General features: G+C 73.2%; 10 protein-coding genes. 7 read left to right on the top strand and 3 right to left on the bottom strand.

The features are described from left to right. Positions 1–81 precede the first annotated feature (81 nt). Positions 82–1,248, top strand: coding sequence for a fumarylacetoacetase (gene fahA, locus ACV530_RS04070; protein WP_494331149.1), 1,167 nt, complete (start codon positions 82–84; stop codon positions 1,246–1,248). A 358-nt stretch (positions 1,249–1,606) separates the two neighbouring features. On the opposite strand, the gene serC is transcribed toward fahA, so the two are convergent. Next, a complete protein-coding gene (serC, locus tag ACV530_RS04065) occupies positions 1,607–2,725 on the bottom strand; it encodes a phosphoserine transaminase (protein ID WP_494330837.1) in 1,119 nt (372 codons plus the stop codon). Between the two features lie 105 nt (positions 2,726–2,830). Here serC and ACV530_RS04060 point away from each other — a divergent pair, with 105 nt between their 5' ends. Next, entirely contained in the window at positions 2,831–5,665 is a 2,835-nt protein-coding gene (locus ACV530_RS04060) for an FAD-binding and (Fe-S)-binding domain-containing protein (protein WP_494330836.1), read from the top strand. A gap of 28 nt (positions 5,666–5,693) precedes the next feature. Here ACV530_RS04060 and ACV530_RS04055 read toward each other — a convergent pair whose 3' ends face one another. Continuing rightward, positions 5,694–6,794 carry a citrate synthase 2 gene (locus ACV530_RS04055; protein ID WP_494330835.1) on the bottom strand — a complete coding sequence of 367 codons (1,101 nt, stop codon included), beginning with the start codon at positions 6,792–6,794 and terminating at the stop codon, positions 5,694–5,696. A 380-nt stretch (positions 6,795–7,174) separates the two neighbouring features. On the opposite strand from ACV530_RS04055, the gene pdxH reads away from it, so the two are divergent. Together pdxH and ACV530_RS04045 are read left to right on the top strand one after the other, a co-directional pair. Beyond that, a complete protein-coding gene (gene pdxH / locus ACV530_RS04050) occupies positions 7,175–7,816 on the top strand; it encodes a pyridoxamine 5'-phosphate oxidase (protein WP_494331148.1) in 642 nt (213 codons plus the stop codon). 373 nt (positions 7,817–8,189) lie between these two features. Next, entirely contained in the window at positions 8,190–9,563 is a 1,374-nt protein-coding gene (locus ACV530_RS04045; protein ID WP_494330834.1) for a PAS domain-containing protein, read from the top strand. Positions 9,564–9,567: 4 nt separating this feature from the next. On the opposite strand, the gene ACV530_RS04040 is transcribed toward ACV530_RS04045, so the two are convergent. Then, entirely contained in the window at positions 9,568–10,323 is a 756-nt protein-coding gene (locus ACV530_RS04040; protein WP_494330833.1) for an SIS domain-containing protein, read from the bottom strand. A gap of 185 nt (positions 10,324–10,508) precedes the next feature. Here ACV530_RS04040 and ACV530_RS04035 point away from each other — a divergent pair, with 185 nt between their 5' ends. The 3 genes from ACV530_RS04035 (at position 10,509) to ACV530_RS04025 (ending at position 14,145) form a co-directional block, all read left to right on the top strand. Continuing rightward, positions 10,509–11,201: an iron-dependent transcriptional repressor DtxR gene (locus ACV530_RS04035; protein ID WP_494330832.1), complete on the top strand. Its 693-nt coding sequence runs from the start codon at positions 10,509–10,511 to the stop codon at positions 11,199–11,201. Positions 11,202–11,701: 500 nt separating this feature from the next. After that, the gene (locus ACV530_RS04030) at positions 11,702–12,610 is read left to right on the top strand and encodes an alpha/beta fold hydrolase (RefSeq protein WP_494330831.1); all 909 of its coding nucleotides are present in this window, start codon (positions 11,702–11,704) and stop codon (positions 12,608–12,610) included. A gap of 104 nt (positions 12,611–12,714) precedes the next feature. Further along, positions 12,715–14,145: an FAD-dependent monooxygenase gene (locus tag ACV530_RS04025; RefSeq protein ID WP_494330830.1), complete on the top strand. Its 1,431-nt coding sequence runs from the start codon at positions 12,715–12,717 to the stop codon at positions 14,143–14,145. Positions 14,146–14,248 lie beyond the last annotated feature (103 nt).

Here is a 14,248-nt window from a genome sequence, read left to right as displayed (position 1 = left end):
TGTGTGGCTCGCGTGCAACCCGAGTGGAACCCGTCCACAGGCCGCCAGGAGCGTCCAGGAGAAGGCGAGGCAGTGACACCCATGCCCGAGCACATTCCCACCGTGCCCGAAGGCGACCCCTTCGGCGCGGAGACTCTTCCGTACGGCGTCTTCACCACCCCCGACGCCCCGGACCACCCCCGGATCGGCGTCCGTTACGGCGCCCACGTACTCGACGTGGCGGCCGTCGCCGCCGCGCGCGGCTCCGCGTACGCGGACCTGCTGGACCAGCCGGTCCTCAACCCGCTGATGGCCGCGGGACGGCCGGTGTGGGAGGCGGTGCGCGCGGAGATCCGCGGCTGGCTCTCCGAGCCTCACTTCTACTCTCTCGCCGAGGTGACCCTCCACCTCCCCTTCGAAGTCGCCGACTACGTCGACTTCTACGCGAGCGAGAACCACGCGGCCAACGTCGGCCGGATCTTCCGTCCCGACGGCGAGCCGCTGACCCCCAACTGGAAGCATCTGCCCATCGGTTACCACGGGCGTGCGGGTACGGTCGTGGTGACCGGCACCGACATCGTGCGCCCCCAGGGGCAGCGCAAGGCGCCCTCCGACGAGCGCCCCTCCTTCGGCCCCTCGCTCCGGCTGGACATCGAGGCCGAGGTGGGCTTCGTGGTCGGCACCCCGGCGGCCGCCAACACGGCTGTCCCGCTGGGGGACTTCCGGGAGCACGTCTTCGGCGTGTGCCTCGTCAACGACTGGTCGGCGCGCGACATCCAGGCGTGGGAGTACGTGCCGCTGGGTCCGTTCCTCGGCAAGTCCTTCGCGACGTCCGTCTCCGCGTGGATCACTCCGCTGGAGGCGTTCGACGCCGCGCGTACGGCGCCGCCGGAGCGGACGTATCCGCTGCTGCCGTACCTCGACGACTCCGCCGCCGAGCCCGGCGGCATCGATCTGCGCATCGAGGTCTCCGTCAACGGCAAGACGGTCACCCGGCCGCCGTTCTCCTCCATGTACTGGACCGCGGCCCAGCAGCTGGCCCATATGACCGTCAACGGCGCCTCGTTGCGCACGGGCGACTTCTTCGCCTCCGGCACGGTCAGCGGCCCGGAGGACGGCCAGGTCGGCTGCCTGCTCGAACTGACGAAGGGGAAGGGTCCCTACCTCGCGGACGGCGACGAGGTCACCCTCACAGCATGGGCCCCGGGCCCGAACGGCTCCCGGGTGGGCCTGGGCGAGGTGACGGGCCGCGTGGTCCCGGCGCGGTAGGTCTCCTCCCCCACCCCGCCCCTTCCCACAACCGGGGCTCCGCCCCGGACCCCCGCACCGCGCTTCGCGCGGTATCCGGGGGCAAGCCCCCTGGCCCCCGCAACGCGGCTCCGCCGCGTTGGTCCTCAAACGCCGGACGGGCTGGATTGCGCCGGGCCGCGCTGGATGGTGCTGGGCCGGGCTGGTTTTCGCGGCCCGCGCCGGATTTCAGCGCAAGCGCGAAATCCGGCGCGGGCGCGAAAATCAAGCCCGTCCGGCGCTTGAGGCCGAGCGGCGAAGCCGCGACAGCGGGGTCCGGGGGCGCAGCCCCGGGAAACGGTGAAAGGGCGGGACCGGGGCAGTAACCCCTACCGACGACCTAAAGCCGCTCGATCACGTAATCCACGCAGGCCGTCAGCGCCTCGACATCCGCCGGGTCGACGGCCGGGAACATCGCCACCCGCAGCTGGTTGCGGCCCAGCTTCCGGTACGGCTCCGTGTCCACGATGCCGTTCGCGCGCAGCGTCTTCGCGACGGCCGCGGCGTCGATCTCGTCCGCGAAGTCGATCGTGCCGATGACAGCGGACCGCTTGGCCGGGTCGGTCACGAAGGGCGTCGCGTACTTCGACGCCTCGGCCCAGCCGTAGAGCGCACGGGCCGAGGTCGCGGTCCGGCGGACGGCCCAGTCCAGGCCGCCCTGGCCGTTCAGCCACTCGATCTGCTGGTTCAGCAGGAAGAGGGTGGCGAGCGAAGGGGTGTTGTAGGTCTGGTTCTTCAGGGAGTTGTCGATCGCCGTCGGCAGCGAGAAGAACTCGGGAACGTGCCGGCCGGAGCCGTGGACACGGGCCGCGCGCTCCAGGGCGGCGGGGGAGAAGAGGGCGAGCCACAGGCCGCCGTCCGAGGCGAAGGACTTCTGCGGGGCGAAGTAGTAGACGTCGGTCTCGGCGACGTCCACGGGCAGGCCACCCGCACCCGACGTGGCGTCGACGAGGACCAGCGAGCCCGCGTCCGCGCCCTCCACCCGCCGGATCGGCATCGCGACACCGGTCGAGGTCTCGTTGTGGGTGAACGCGTAGACGTCGACGCCCGCTTCGGCCTTCGCCTCGGGGTGCGTGCCGGGCGCGGAGGAGATGACGGTCGGCTCCGCCAGCCAGGGCGCCGTCGTGGCGGCCTTCGCGAACTTCGAGGAGAACTCGCCGAAGGACAGGTGCTGGGACTTCGACTCGATCAGGCCGTGCGTGGCGACGTCCCAGAAGGCGGTGGACCCGCCGTTGCCCAGGACCACCTCGTAGCCGTCGGGGAGGGAGAACAGCTCGCGCAGGCCGTCGCGCACCTGGCCGACCAGGTTCTTGACCGGAGCCTGGCGGTGAGACGTGCCGAGAAGAGACGTACCGGTGGCCGCCAGGGCGGCGAGCGCCTCCGGACGCACCTTGGACGGGCCCGCGCCGAAGCGACCGTCGGCGGGCTTGATGTCAGCGGGGATCTGGATATCAGCCACGCAGGCAGCCTAAACGTTGCGTCAAGCGGCGGCCGAGACGTGTCCACCCGATGAGACCAACCTTTTGCACTGGCCGCCGGCGGCGGCGCACGGCAGGCTCGGAACATGGCTGATCTTGACGGATTGCAGGCCGAGTTGCGGCAGGAGTTGCGGGCCGTCGTGCGGGGCGAGGTGGACTTCTCCTCCTCCGCCCGCGCGCTCGCGACCATGGACGCGTCCAATTACCGGCGCGTACCGCTGGGTGTCGTGGCACCCCGCGACGACGGCGACGTGGCGGCGGTCCTGGAGGTCTGCCGGACGCACGGGGTGCCGGTGGTGGCGCGCGGCGGCGGCACGTCCATCGCGGGGCAGGCCACGGGGGAGGGGGTCGTGCTGGACTTCACCCGGCACATGGACGCCATCGAGGCGGTCGACCCCGAGGCCCGTACCGCCGTCGTGCGACCAGGGGTGGTCCTCGACACGCTGCGGGCGGCGGCCGGCGCCCACGGGCTGACCTTCGGGCCCGACCCGTCCACACACGCCCGCTGCACCCTCGGCGGGATGATCGGCAACAACGCCTGCGGCGCGCACTCGGTGGCCTGGGGCACCACGGCCGACAACGTCCACGAACTGGAGGTGCTCACCTACGGCGGCGAGCGGGCGCGGCTCGGGCAGGGGCTCGAGGGCGTGCCGGGCGTACTCGCCGACGGGCTGCGGGCGTTCACCGCCGGGAACCTCGCCCTCCTGCGCACCGGCTTCCCCGAACTCCCGCGCCGTATCTCGGGGTACGCCCTCGACGCGCTGCTGCCGGAGCGGCGCACCGACGTGGCCCGCGCGTTCACGGGCAGCGAGGGCACGCTCGGGGTGCTGACGCGGGCGACGGTCCGGCTCGTGGCGCCGCCGGCGGTCCGGGTACTGGCGGTGCTGGGATACGCGGACGAGAGCGACGCGGCCGACGCCGCCCATCTGCTGCTGCCGCACGGGCCGTTGACGGTCGAGGGCATGGCCGCCGACCTGGTCGGGGAGGGCACGGAACTCCCGGACGGGGCCGCCTGGCTGTTCGTGGAGGCCGGCGGGGCGAGCGCCGCCGAGGCGCGGGCGCACGCCGCCGCGCTGTGCCGGGCGGGCGGCGCCCTCGGCCACGTGATCGTCGACGACGCCCGGGCGCAGCGCGCCCTGTGGCGGGTGCGGGAGGACGCCGCCGGCACCGCGACCCGCCTGCCGGACGGCGGCGAGGCCTGGCCCGGCTGGGAGGACTGCGCGGTCCCGCCCGCCCGGCTCGGCGCGTACCTGCGGGAGTTCCGCGCCCTGCTGCGGAGCCACGGGCTGCGCGGCGTGCCGTTCGGGCACTTCGGCGAGGGGTGCGTGCACGTACGCATCGACTTCGACCTGGTGAGCGCGGACGGGGTGCGCCGGTACCGGGAGTTCTCGGGCGAGCTGGCCGCCCTGGTCGCCGCGCACGGCGGCTCGCTGTCGGGCGAGCACGGCGACGGACAGGCCCGCGCCGAGCTGCTGCCGGTGCTGTACGGGCCGGAACTGGTGGGGCTCTTCGGGCAGTTCAAGGACCTGTGGGATCCCGCGGGCGGCCTGAATCCGGGGATGCTCGTCCGCCCGTACCGCCTCGACGAGAACCTGCGCTTCGCGGTGCTCCCGAAGCGGCCGGTGCACGGGGAGTTCTCGTACTCCGGCGACGGCGGTGACTTCTCGGCGGCCGTACGGCGGTGCGTGGGCGTCGCCAAGTGCCGTGACACGACGGCCGATGCGGGCGTGATGTGCCCGTCCTACCGCGTGACCGGCGAGGAGAAGCACTCCACGCGCGGGCGCGCCCGCCTGCTGCACGAGATGCTCGCGGGCGAGGTCGTGACGGACGGATGGCGGTCCGAGGAGGTGCGCGACGCGCTCGACCTGTGCCTGTCCTGCAAGGGGTGCCGCAGCGACTGCCCGGTGGGGGTGGACATGGCCACGTACAAGTCCGAGTTTCTGCACCGCCACTACGCGGGCCGGCTGCGGCCCGCCGCGCACTACGCGATGGGCCGGCTGCCGGTGTGGCTGCGGGCCGCCGAGCCGTTCGCCCCGCTGGTCAACTCGGCGATGCGCAACGCCCCGTTGGCGGCGCTGGCGAAACGGCTGGGCGGCATCGCGCCCGAGCGGGACATCCCGCCGCTGGCACCACAGACCTTCCGCCGCTGGTTCGCGGCGCGGGAACGGACGCGTACGAACCACCTGGCGGCCACCGGCCAGGCCGTGGTGCTGTGGCCCGACACCTTCACCGACCACTTCGCCCCGTCGGTCGGCCGGGCCGCCGTGACCGTGCTCGAGGCCGCGGGGCTACGGGTCGTGACACCGCCCGGGCAGGTGTGCTGCGGGCTGACATGGGTGTCGACGGGGCAACTGGGCCACGCCCGTACGGTCATGCGGCGCACGCTCGACGTGATGCGGCCCGTGCTCGACGCGGGCCTGCCCGTCACCGTGGCGGAGCCCAGCTGCGCCGCCGCCCTGCGCACCGACCTGCCCGAGCTGCTCCCCGGCGACCCGCGGGCCGCGCGGCTCGCCGCGTCGGTACGGACCTTCGCCCAGGCCCTCGAGGAGCTCGCCCCGCAGTGGGAGCCGCCGCGCCTCGACCGGCCGGTCGTCGGGCAGACGCACTGCCACCAGCACGCGGTGCTCGGCGACGGGGCGGAGCGCAGGCTGCGCGAGAAGGCGGGCCTGAGCGGCGAGTTGAGCGGCGGCTGCTGCGGCCTGGCCGGCAACTTCGGCTTCGAACGCGGGCATTACGCCGTCTCGGTCGCCTGCGCCGAGGAGCAGCTGCTGCCCTCGGTGCGCCGGGCGCCCGAGGGGGCCGAGCTGCTGGCGGACGGTTTCTCCTGCCGTACGCAGCTCGGACAGCTCGCCGGGCGCCGCGGCCGACACCTCGCGGAGGTGCTCGCCGCGGCGCTCGAACGGCGCCGGATCAGCTCGTGACGGCGCCGGATCAGCCCGTTCAGCCCGTTCAGCCAGAGATCTCCGCGTGGCCCGGGATCTCCCGCGGGGTCCGCGGGCCGGGGCCCACGTAGCGCGCGGACGGCCGCACCAGGCGGCCGGTCCGCTTCTGCTCCAGGATGTGCGCGCTCCAGCCCGCCGTGCGGGCGCACGTGAACATCGAGGTGAACATGTGGGCCGGGACCTCCGCGAAGTCCAGCACGATCGCGGCCCAGAACTCGACGTTCGTGGCCAGCACCCGGTCGGGGCGGCGGTTGTGCAGCTCCTCCAGCGCGGCCTTCTCCAGCGCCTCGGCGACCTCGTAGCGCGGCGCGCCCAACTCCTTGGCCGTACGCCGCAGGACGCGGGCGCGCGGGTCCTCGGCGCGGTAGACGCGGTGGCCGAAGCCCATCAGGCGCTCGCCGCTGTCGAGCTGCTGCTTCACATAGGCCGTGGCGTCGCCTCTGCGCTCGATCTCCTCGATCATGCCGAGCACGCGGGAGGGCGCCCCGCCGTGCAGCGGGCCGGACATGGCGCCGACCGCGCCGGAGAGCGCGGCGGCCACGTCGGCGCCGGTGGAGGCGATGACGCGGGCCGTGAACGTCGAGGCGTTCATGCCGTGTTCGGCGGCGGAGGTCCAGTACGCGTCGACGGCCGCCACGTGCTTGGGGTCGGGCTCGCCGCGCCAGCGCTTCATGAAGCGCTCGACGATCGTGTCCGCCTTGTCGATCTCGCGCTGCGGCACCATCGGCAGACCCTGGCCGCGCGCCGACTGGGCCACGTAGGACAGCGCCATGACGGCGGCACGGGCGAGGTTGTCGCGAGCGGTGGCCTCGTCGATGTCGAGGAGCGGTTTGAGACCCCAGACGGGCGCCAGCATGGCGAGCGCCGACTGGACGTCGACGCGGATGTCGCCGGAGTGCACGGGGATCGGGAACGGCTCGGCGGGCGGCAGCCCGGGGTTGAACGATCCGTCGACCAGCAGGCCCCACACGTTGCCGAAGGACACGTGGCCGACCAAGTCCTCGATGTCGACGCCTCGGTAGCGGAGCGAACCGCCTTGCTTGTCGGGTTCGGCGATCTCCGTCTCGAACGCGACGACTCCCTCGAGCCCGGGTACGAAGTCGGACATCAGGCGGCTCCTCGTGATGTGTTCGACAAAGCGACTGCTGACCTGCCGGTGTCCCCGGCCGGTGGTCAGCGGGATGTCTGGCGTTGTCCGTTGCTGCTTCTGCGGCTGCTTGTGGCTGGGCCGAACCGGCTACGCGGCTGCGTGTCGCGGCTCGCGGTCCGTATCGGTCTACCCGGTCATGCCCCGTGGCGGAGCAGTTCACCCTGCCCGCCGGGCGGGAAACGATATCCGGTGAGGTGGGGGTGGGGGGAAGGGTGATGTCCGGCACACAGTGCATCTCGTCGGGGAGAGGGTTACGGGGGACGGCCCCTGGGCAGAATGGTCGCCCCTCCTGCAAGATTGGGGCCGTGTCCCACGCCGAAAAGTTCGATCTCGCAGCGATGCGCAAGCAGTACAGCTCCGAAGGCCTCGTGGAGGCGGACCTCGCCGCCGGTCCGTACGAGCAGTTCGCGCGCTGGTTCGCGCAGGCCGTCGAGAGCGGGCTGCACGAACCGAACGCGATGGTCGTCTCGACCGCGGATGCGGAGGGGCGGCCCAGTTCGCGCATGGTGCTGCTGAAGGGCTTCGACGAGCGCGGCTTCGTCTTCTTCACCAACTACGGTTCGCGCAAGGGCATGGAGATCGCGCGGAACCCGTTCGTGGCGATGGTCTTCCCCTGGCATCCGATCGCCCGTCAGGTCACGGTCGTGGGCCGCGCGGAGCGGGTCGGCCGGGAGGAGACCGCCGAGTACTTCCACTCGCGGCCGCACGGTTCGCAGCTCGGTGCGTGGGCGAGCTCGCAGTCCGCGGTCGCGTCGTCGCGGGCCGAGATCGAGGCGGCGTACGAGCGGCTGGCCGCCCGGCATCCGGAGGGCGAACCGGTCCCGGTTCCCCCGGAGTGGGGCGGCTTCCGGGTGACGCCGGAGTCGGTCGAGTTCTGGCAGGGGCGGGAGAACCGGCTCCACGACCGCCTGCGGTATGTCCGCGGGGCGGGTGTGGGTGTGGACGCGGGTGCGTGGCGGGTGGAGCGGCTCTGGCCGTAGGCCGGTTGCGGTGGGGGTGCGGATGTGCCCCGGCCCCACCCTCTCGCCGTCTCCTGGGGCTGCGCCCCAGACCCCGCTTGTCGCGGCTTCGCCGCTCGTCCTCAATCGCCGGACGGGCTGAAAGTCAGCCTGTCCGGCGCTTGAGGACAACCGCGCGCAGCGCGGTTTGGGGGTCCGGGGGCTTGCCCCCGAAACGGGGTCCGGGGGCGGAGCCCCGGGAAACGGTGAAAGGGTGGGACCGGGGCACAGGCACCCCCCACCGCACCCGCACCGCACCCGCATGGATTTCCCGGAACCCCATGCCCCGCCCCGCCCGGTCGAGTTGAATGACCGCCGTGCAGGACATGCAGACGCGTCCAGCTGGGGGTATCTCGTGACCGCTCCACATCAGCCCGGCCCTGCCCGCAACGCAGACGCGAACACGGTTGCCGGGGACAGAGACGACCGCGACCTCCTCGTCGCCCTCCTCGACGGCATGGACGCCGCGCTCTGCGCCTTCGACGCCGAGGGCACCGTCACCCATTGGAACCGCGAGGCCGAGCGGATACTCGGCTGGTCGGAGAAGGAGGCCGTCGGCCGGCACGGCCTGTCCGGCTGGGCCGTGCGCGAGGCGGACGCCGAGGAGGTCACCAAGCGGCTGCTGGGCGCGATGCAGGCCCCCGGCCGCCAGGTCGACGAATTCGCGCTGGTGACCAAGGACGGCGGGCGGGTCCTCGTCCGTATCCAGTCCTCGGCCGTGCCGGGCGCCGACGGCAGGCCGGCCGGCGTGTACTGCGCGTTCAGCGAGGTGCACACGCAGATCGACCTCGAGCGGTCCGTCGCGCTGAGCGAGGCGCTGTTCGGCGACGCGCCGTGGTGCGTCGTCCTCGTCGACGCCGACCTGCGCCCGGCCCTCGCCAACTCCCAGGCCGCCCGCGCGCTGAAGACGACCCGCACGGCCCTGCTCGGCCGCCCCCTGGGCGACCTGCTCGAGCATGGGGTGGAGGAGCTGGAGGGCGCGCTCCAGCACGTCCTGGCCGCGGGCTCCCCGCCCGCGCCGTCCGAACTGTGGGTCTCGCTGCGGGGCGACGAGGGCAGAACCGGCTCCGGCCCCGAACGGCGCTGCTGGCGCAGCGGGTTCATGCGGCTGGCCACCCCGCTGGTGGAGGAACCGGTGCCACTGGGAGTGGCCTGGCTGTTCCTGGACGTGACCAAGTCGCGCCTGGCGGAACAGGAGAGCGCCCGGCTGCGCTTTCGCGGCAGCCAGCTGCACCGCGCGGGCCGGGCGGTCGCCGAGTGCGAGGACCCGATGGAGGCGGCGGCGCTCTACATGGACTTCGCCCTCGCCGGCTTCGCCGACCACGCCCTGATCGACCTGCTGCCGGACCCGCAGTCCGAACCCCGGCTGCCGGTGCGGCTGCTGCGGGTGGCGACGACCCCCGCCGGAACGAGCCCGTCCCCGGCGGGCTGCGCGCTTCCGGTGCCGTACGCGGACGGGCACCCGGCGCTGCAGGCGGTCGAGCGCTGCGGTTCCGTACGGGCTGCCTCGGACCGTTCGCGGGACTGGGCCGCGAGCCACCGCTGGCCCGCCGGTACCCAGCACGCGCTGTCCACCGCCCTGCGCAGCAGGGGCCGCACGATGGGCGTGGTGACCTTCCTGCGCGGGCCCTCGCGCCGGGCCTTCGACCGGTCCGACGCGACGTACGCGGAGGACATCGCCACCCGTGTCGCGGCCTCGGTCGACCTCGCTGTGACGACGACCGACTAACCGACTAGTGCCGGAAGAAGATCCGGTCGCCGTATTCGCGCAGCACGCGGCCGTTCCACTCGTGGCCGCCGTCGACGTTGCCGGAGCGCAGCATGGGCGGGTCGATGCCGCGCTCGGCGAGCTCGCCCGCCGCGGCGGCGACGACGGCCTGCATCAGGGCGCTGGTGACGACGGTGGAGGCGGGGGCGAAGGGTGCGGCGATGCCCTCGGCGGTGAGCTCCGCGTCGCCGATGCCGATCTTGTTGTCGAGGACCAGGTCGCAGTGGTCCTTGAGGAAGGTGCCGGACACGTGCCGGGACTTCGTGTGCTCGGCGTAGGCGAGGGAGGTGATGCCGATGACCTTGAGGCCGAGCGCCCGGGCGTTCATGGCCATCTCCACGGGCAGCGAGTTGCGGCCGGACACGGAGATGACGATCAGGACGTCCCCGGCCTCGACCGGGCTGGTGTCCAGGACCGCCCCGGCGAGCCCGTCGACGCGCTCCAGCGCGCTGCCGAGGGTGGCGGGCGTGATGTCGACGCCGACCGTGCCGGGGACGGCGAGCAGGTTCATCAGGGCGAGCCCGCCCGCGCGGTAGACGGCGTCCTGGGCGGGGAGCGAGGAGTGTCCGGCGCCGAAGGCGAAGAGCCGCCCGCCGTCCGCGACCGTGGCGGCGATCATCGACCCGGCGGCGGCGATGCGCTCCGCCTCCTCGTCGCGCGCCCGCTCGAGCAGCCCGATCGCGGCGTCGAAGAACTGCCCGGCCAGCTTGTTCCCGCTCATCGCACGGGGCTCCCTCGCGTCGGTGGGTGGTCTGGTGGCGCGCGGCTCACGTTGCGTTGTTGACCTGCGCCCTGTCAATACGGGGAGCGCACGCCGGGGGAGTCCGGGCGATCGGCACCGCTGTTGTCGGTGGTATGCGTCAGAATTGATGCCAGGGCCAGCGCACTACGTATCGAGGGGCACGCATGTCCGGACTGATCGACACCACGGAGATGTATCTCCGCACCATCCTGGAGCTGGAAGAGGAAGGTGTGGTCCCCATGCGCGCCCGCATTGCGGAGCGGCTCGATCAGAGCGGCCCCACGGTGAGCCAGACGGTGGCGCGCATGGAGCGCGACGGCCTGGTGACGGTCGCCGGCGACCGTCACCTGGAGCTCACCGAGGAGGGCCGTCGGCTGGCCACCCGCGTGATGCGCAAGCACCGCCTGGCCGAGTGCCTGCTGGTCGATGTGATCGGCCTGGAGTGGGAGCAGGTCCACGCCGAGGCGTGCCGCTGGGAGCACGTGATGAGCGAGGCCGTGGAGCGCCGGGTGCTGGAGCTGCTGCGCCACCCCACGGAGTCGCCGTACGGCAACCCGATCCCGGGCCTGGAGGAGCTGGGCGAGAAGGCCGAGGCGGACCCGTTCCTCAATGAGGACATGCTCAGCCTGATGGATCTGGCGCCGGGCGCCGAGAGCAAGACGGTGGTCGTGCGCCGCATCGGCGAGCCGATCCAGACCGACGCCCAGCTGATGTACACGCTGCGCCGGGCCGGGGTGCAGCCGGGTTCGGTGGTCAGTGTGACGGAGTCGCCCGGTGGGGTGATGGTGGGCAGCAGCGGGGAGGCCGCCGAGCTCTCCGCCGACATCGCGGCGCACGTCTTCGTCGCCAAGCGCTGACCGGCGCGTTCGAGGTCCGCAGGGGCCGGGTGGCAGCCGCCGCCCGGCCCCTGCTGCCGTTCACCCGACGGTGACGCCCGGGGCTCCCGGTGGTCGAATGTGTGGTCAACTGCCGTGACGGTGACCGGAGTCGGCGGAAACGGCGCGGACGTCCGCGGAGCGTGTCAGGCTGGCGTTGTGGCATATGCGCACACGCCACCGACCAGGGAGGGGGCTCCACATGAGGTGTGACAAGAGCCCCGGTGCCCTCTCGGACACCGGGGCTCCGCCTCCCCGGATTTCCCCCGTGGCGCCCCGGGGCCCCGAGCTCCCAAGGTGCGCCTCGCGGACCTTCTTCCCCGAGCGGTCCGCGCCCAGGTCGATTCCTCCCCTGGGGGCCGACGGCCAATCCTCGAGCCCGGTCACTCGAACGAGGGGTGTTGCGCGTGACAGCCGTCTCATTCGAAAGAGGGTTCCATAAGGTGGAATTGTCCGGGGGTGAAGTGGGGGTGTCTGGAGTCATGGCGCGGCGGATCGAAGTCAGTGGAAGCGGTGGAGTGCGGCTGGCCGCCTGGGAGTTCGCCGACGGGTCGGGAGAGCGGGCGTCGGGAGAGCGGGCGGGCCGGTTCGGCGGGGCCGGGGTCGGGGCCGGGGGCGGCCGTCCGGGCGGAGTGCTGCTGCTGCACGGGCTGATGGGGCGGGCGGCGCACTGGGCGGAGATCGCGCGCTGGCTCTCCGCGCGCAGCCGCACGGTGGCCCTCGACCAGCGGGGGCACGGCCGAAGCGAGAAGCCCGTCGGCGGTCCGTATGCCCGTGAGGCGTATGTGGCCGATGCGGAAGCCGCGATCGAGCAGCTCGGCCTCGCTCCCGTCACTCTCATCGGCCATGCCATGGGCGCGCTGACGGCCTGGCAGCTCGCCGCCCGCCGGCCCGACCTCGTGCGGGCGCTCGTCATCTGCGACATGCGGGCCTCCGCGCTGGGCGCCGCCACGCAGCGCCAGTGGGGCGAGTGGCTCAGGTCCTGGCCGGTTCCGTTCGCCACCCTCGCGGATGTGCGCAAGTGGTTCGGCGAGGACGACCCCACGCTGGAGCGGCCGGTTCCGGGCCGCGGCGACTTCTACGCCGAGGTCATGGCCGAACGGGCGGACGGCTGGCGCCCGCTCTTCTTCCGCCGCCAGATGCTCCAAGCCCGCGAGGGCTACGCGCATGACGCGCACTGGGAGGAGCTGGCGCGGGTGGAGTGCCCCACGCTCGTCATGCGCGGGCTGGACGGCGAGCTGGGCCGGGCGGAGGCCCAGGAGATGGTCCGCGTCCTGCCGCTCGGGCGGTACGCGGAGGTGCCGGATGCGGGTCACCTCGTCCACTACGACCAGCCGCGCGCCTGGCGGCGGGCGGCGGAGCCGTTCCTGGAGGCCGCGGTGCCGGCGTAGGCGAGGGGACGTGCGCGGAAATTCAACGCCCGTTGACATAACGGGGCCGCAGGTGTGCACTGGATACAGGCAGACGCACAGCAAGCGAGCCAACGGGAGTCCTCATGTCCTCTCGCACCGAATCCATTGCAGACGTCACCGCAGATGTCCTCGTCGTCGGCGCCGGCCCCACGGGCCTGCTGCTGACCGGGGATCTCGCCGCCGCCGGAGTCCGCGTCGTGCTGCTGGAGCGGCGGGCCGAGGACTCCAACCTCACCCGGGCCTTCGGCGTCCACGCCCGGACCCTGGAGCAGCTGGACGCCCGCGGCCTCGCGGAGAAGCTGATCGCCACCGGCGAGTTCCTGGGGAGCGTCCGGATCTTCGGCGGGCCGGGCATCGATCTCAGCCGGCTGCCGAGCCGCTTCCCGGGCATTTTGATGACCCCGCAGTACCACACCGAGCGGGTCCTGGAGGAGCGCGCGGTCAAGGCCGGCGCCGAGATCCGCCGTGGCGTCCGGTGCACCGGCCTGCGGCAGGACGCCGACGGCGTCGACGTGGACGTCCAGGAGCCGGACGGCACCGCGCGTACGCTGCGCGCGCGGTACGTGGTCGGGGCGGACGGCGTGCACAGTGCCGTGCGGGAGGCGCTCGGCATTCCCTTCCCCGGGAAGTCCGTCCTCACATCCGTCGTGCTCGCGGATGTCCGGCTGGACGCGCCGCCGGCCTTGTCGCCCGCCTTCCGGGGCGGTGAGGCCGGGTTCGCGCTCATCGTGTCGTTCGGCGACGGCTGGCACCGTGTCATCGCGTGGGAGCGCGGCAGTACGCAGCCCGCCGGTGCGCCTGTGGAGGCCGAGGAAGTGCGGAGTCTCGTCCGCCGTCTCTTCGGCACCGACTTCGGCATGCGTGACGCGCGGTGGACCTCACGCTTCCACAGCGACGAGCGGCAGGTGCCGCGGTACCGCGAGGGCCGGGTCTTCCTCGCGGGCGATGCCGCGCACGTCCACTCGCCGGCGGGCGGCATGGGGATGAACACCGGGATCCAGGACGCGGCCAACCTCGGCTGGAAGCTTGCCGCTGTGCTCCAGGGGCGGGCCGACGGCGCGCTCCTCGACAGCTACCACCGGGAGCGCCACCCGGTCGGGGCGCAGGTGCTGCGTCTCAGCGGTGCGCTTCTGCGCGGGTTCCTGATCGCCTCGCCGGTTCAGCGGGCCGTGTTCTCCGCGGCTCTCACCACGGTCGGGCACCTGCCGTTCGTCACGCGGCGCACGCTGCTCGCGGTGACGGGCCTGGGCATCGCCTACCCGGCCCCGCCCGGCTCCCACCCGCTGACCGGGCACCGGGCGCCCGACCTGCCGCTCGCCGAGCGCGACGGCGGGCCGACGCGGCTGTACGAGGCGCTGCGCGTGGGGACGTATGTGCGGGTGCTGCCGCGGGGGCGGGCGGGGGAGGGGGCGGCGGAGGACGGTGTCACGGTGGTGACGCGGGCGGATGCGGACCGTACGGAGTTGTTCGTCCGGCCGGACGGGTATGTGGAGTGGGCGGGGGAGGGAAAGTAGCCCCTGCCCCGCCCTTTCACCGTTTCCTCCGGGGGCGAAGCCCCCGGGCCCCCGGGCCCGCGCTCCGCGCGGTTGTCCGGGGGCTTCGCCCCCTGGTCCCCCG

It is taken from the genome of Streptomyces sp. SX-6, from assembly GCF_059089585.1.
Note: the sequence above shows the minus strand (reverse complement) of the source record. Positions and strands in the feature narration are given on the sequence as shown.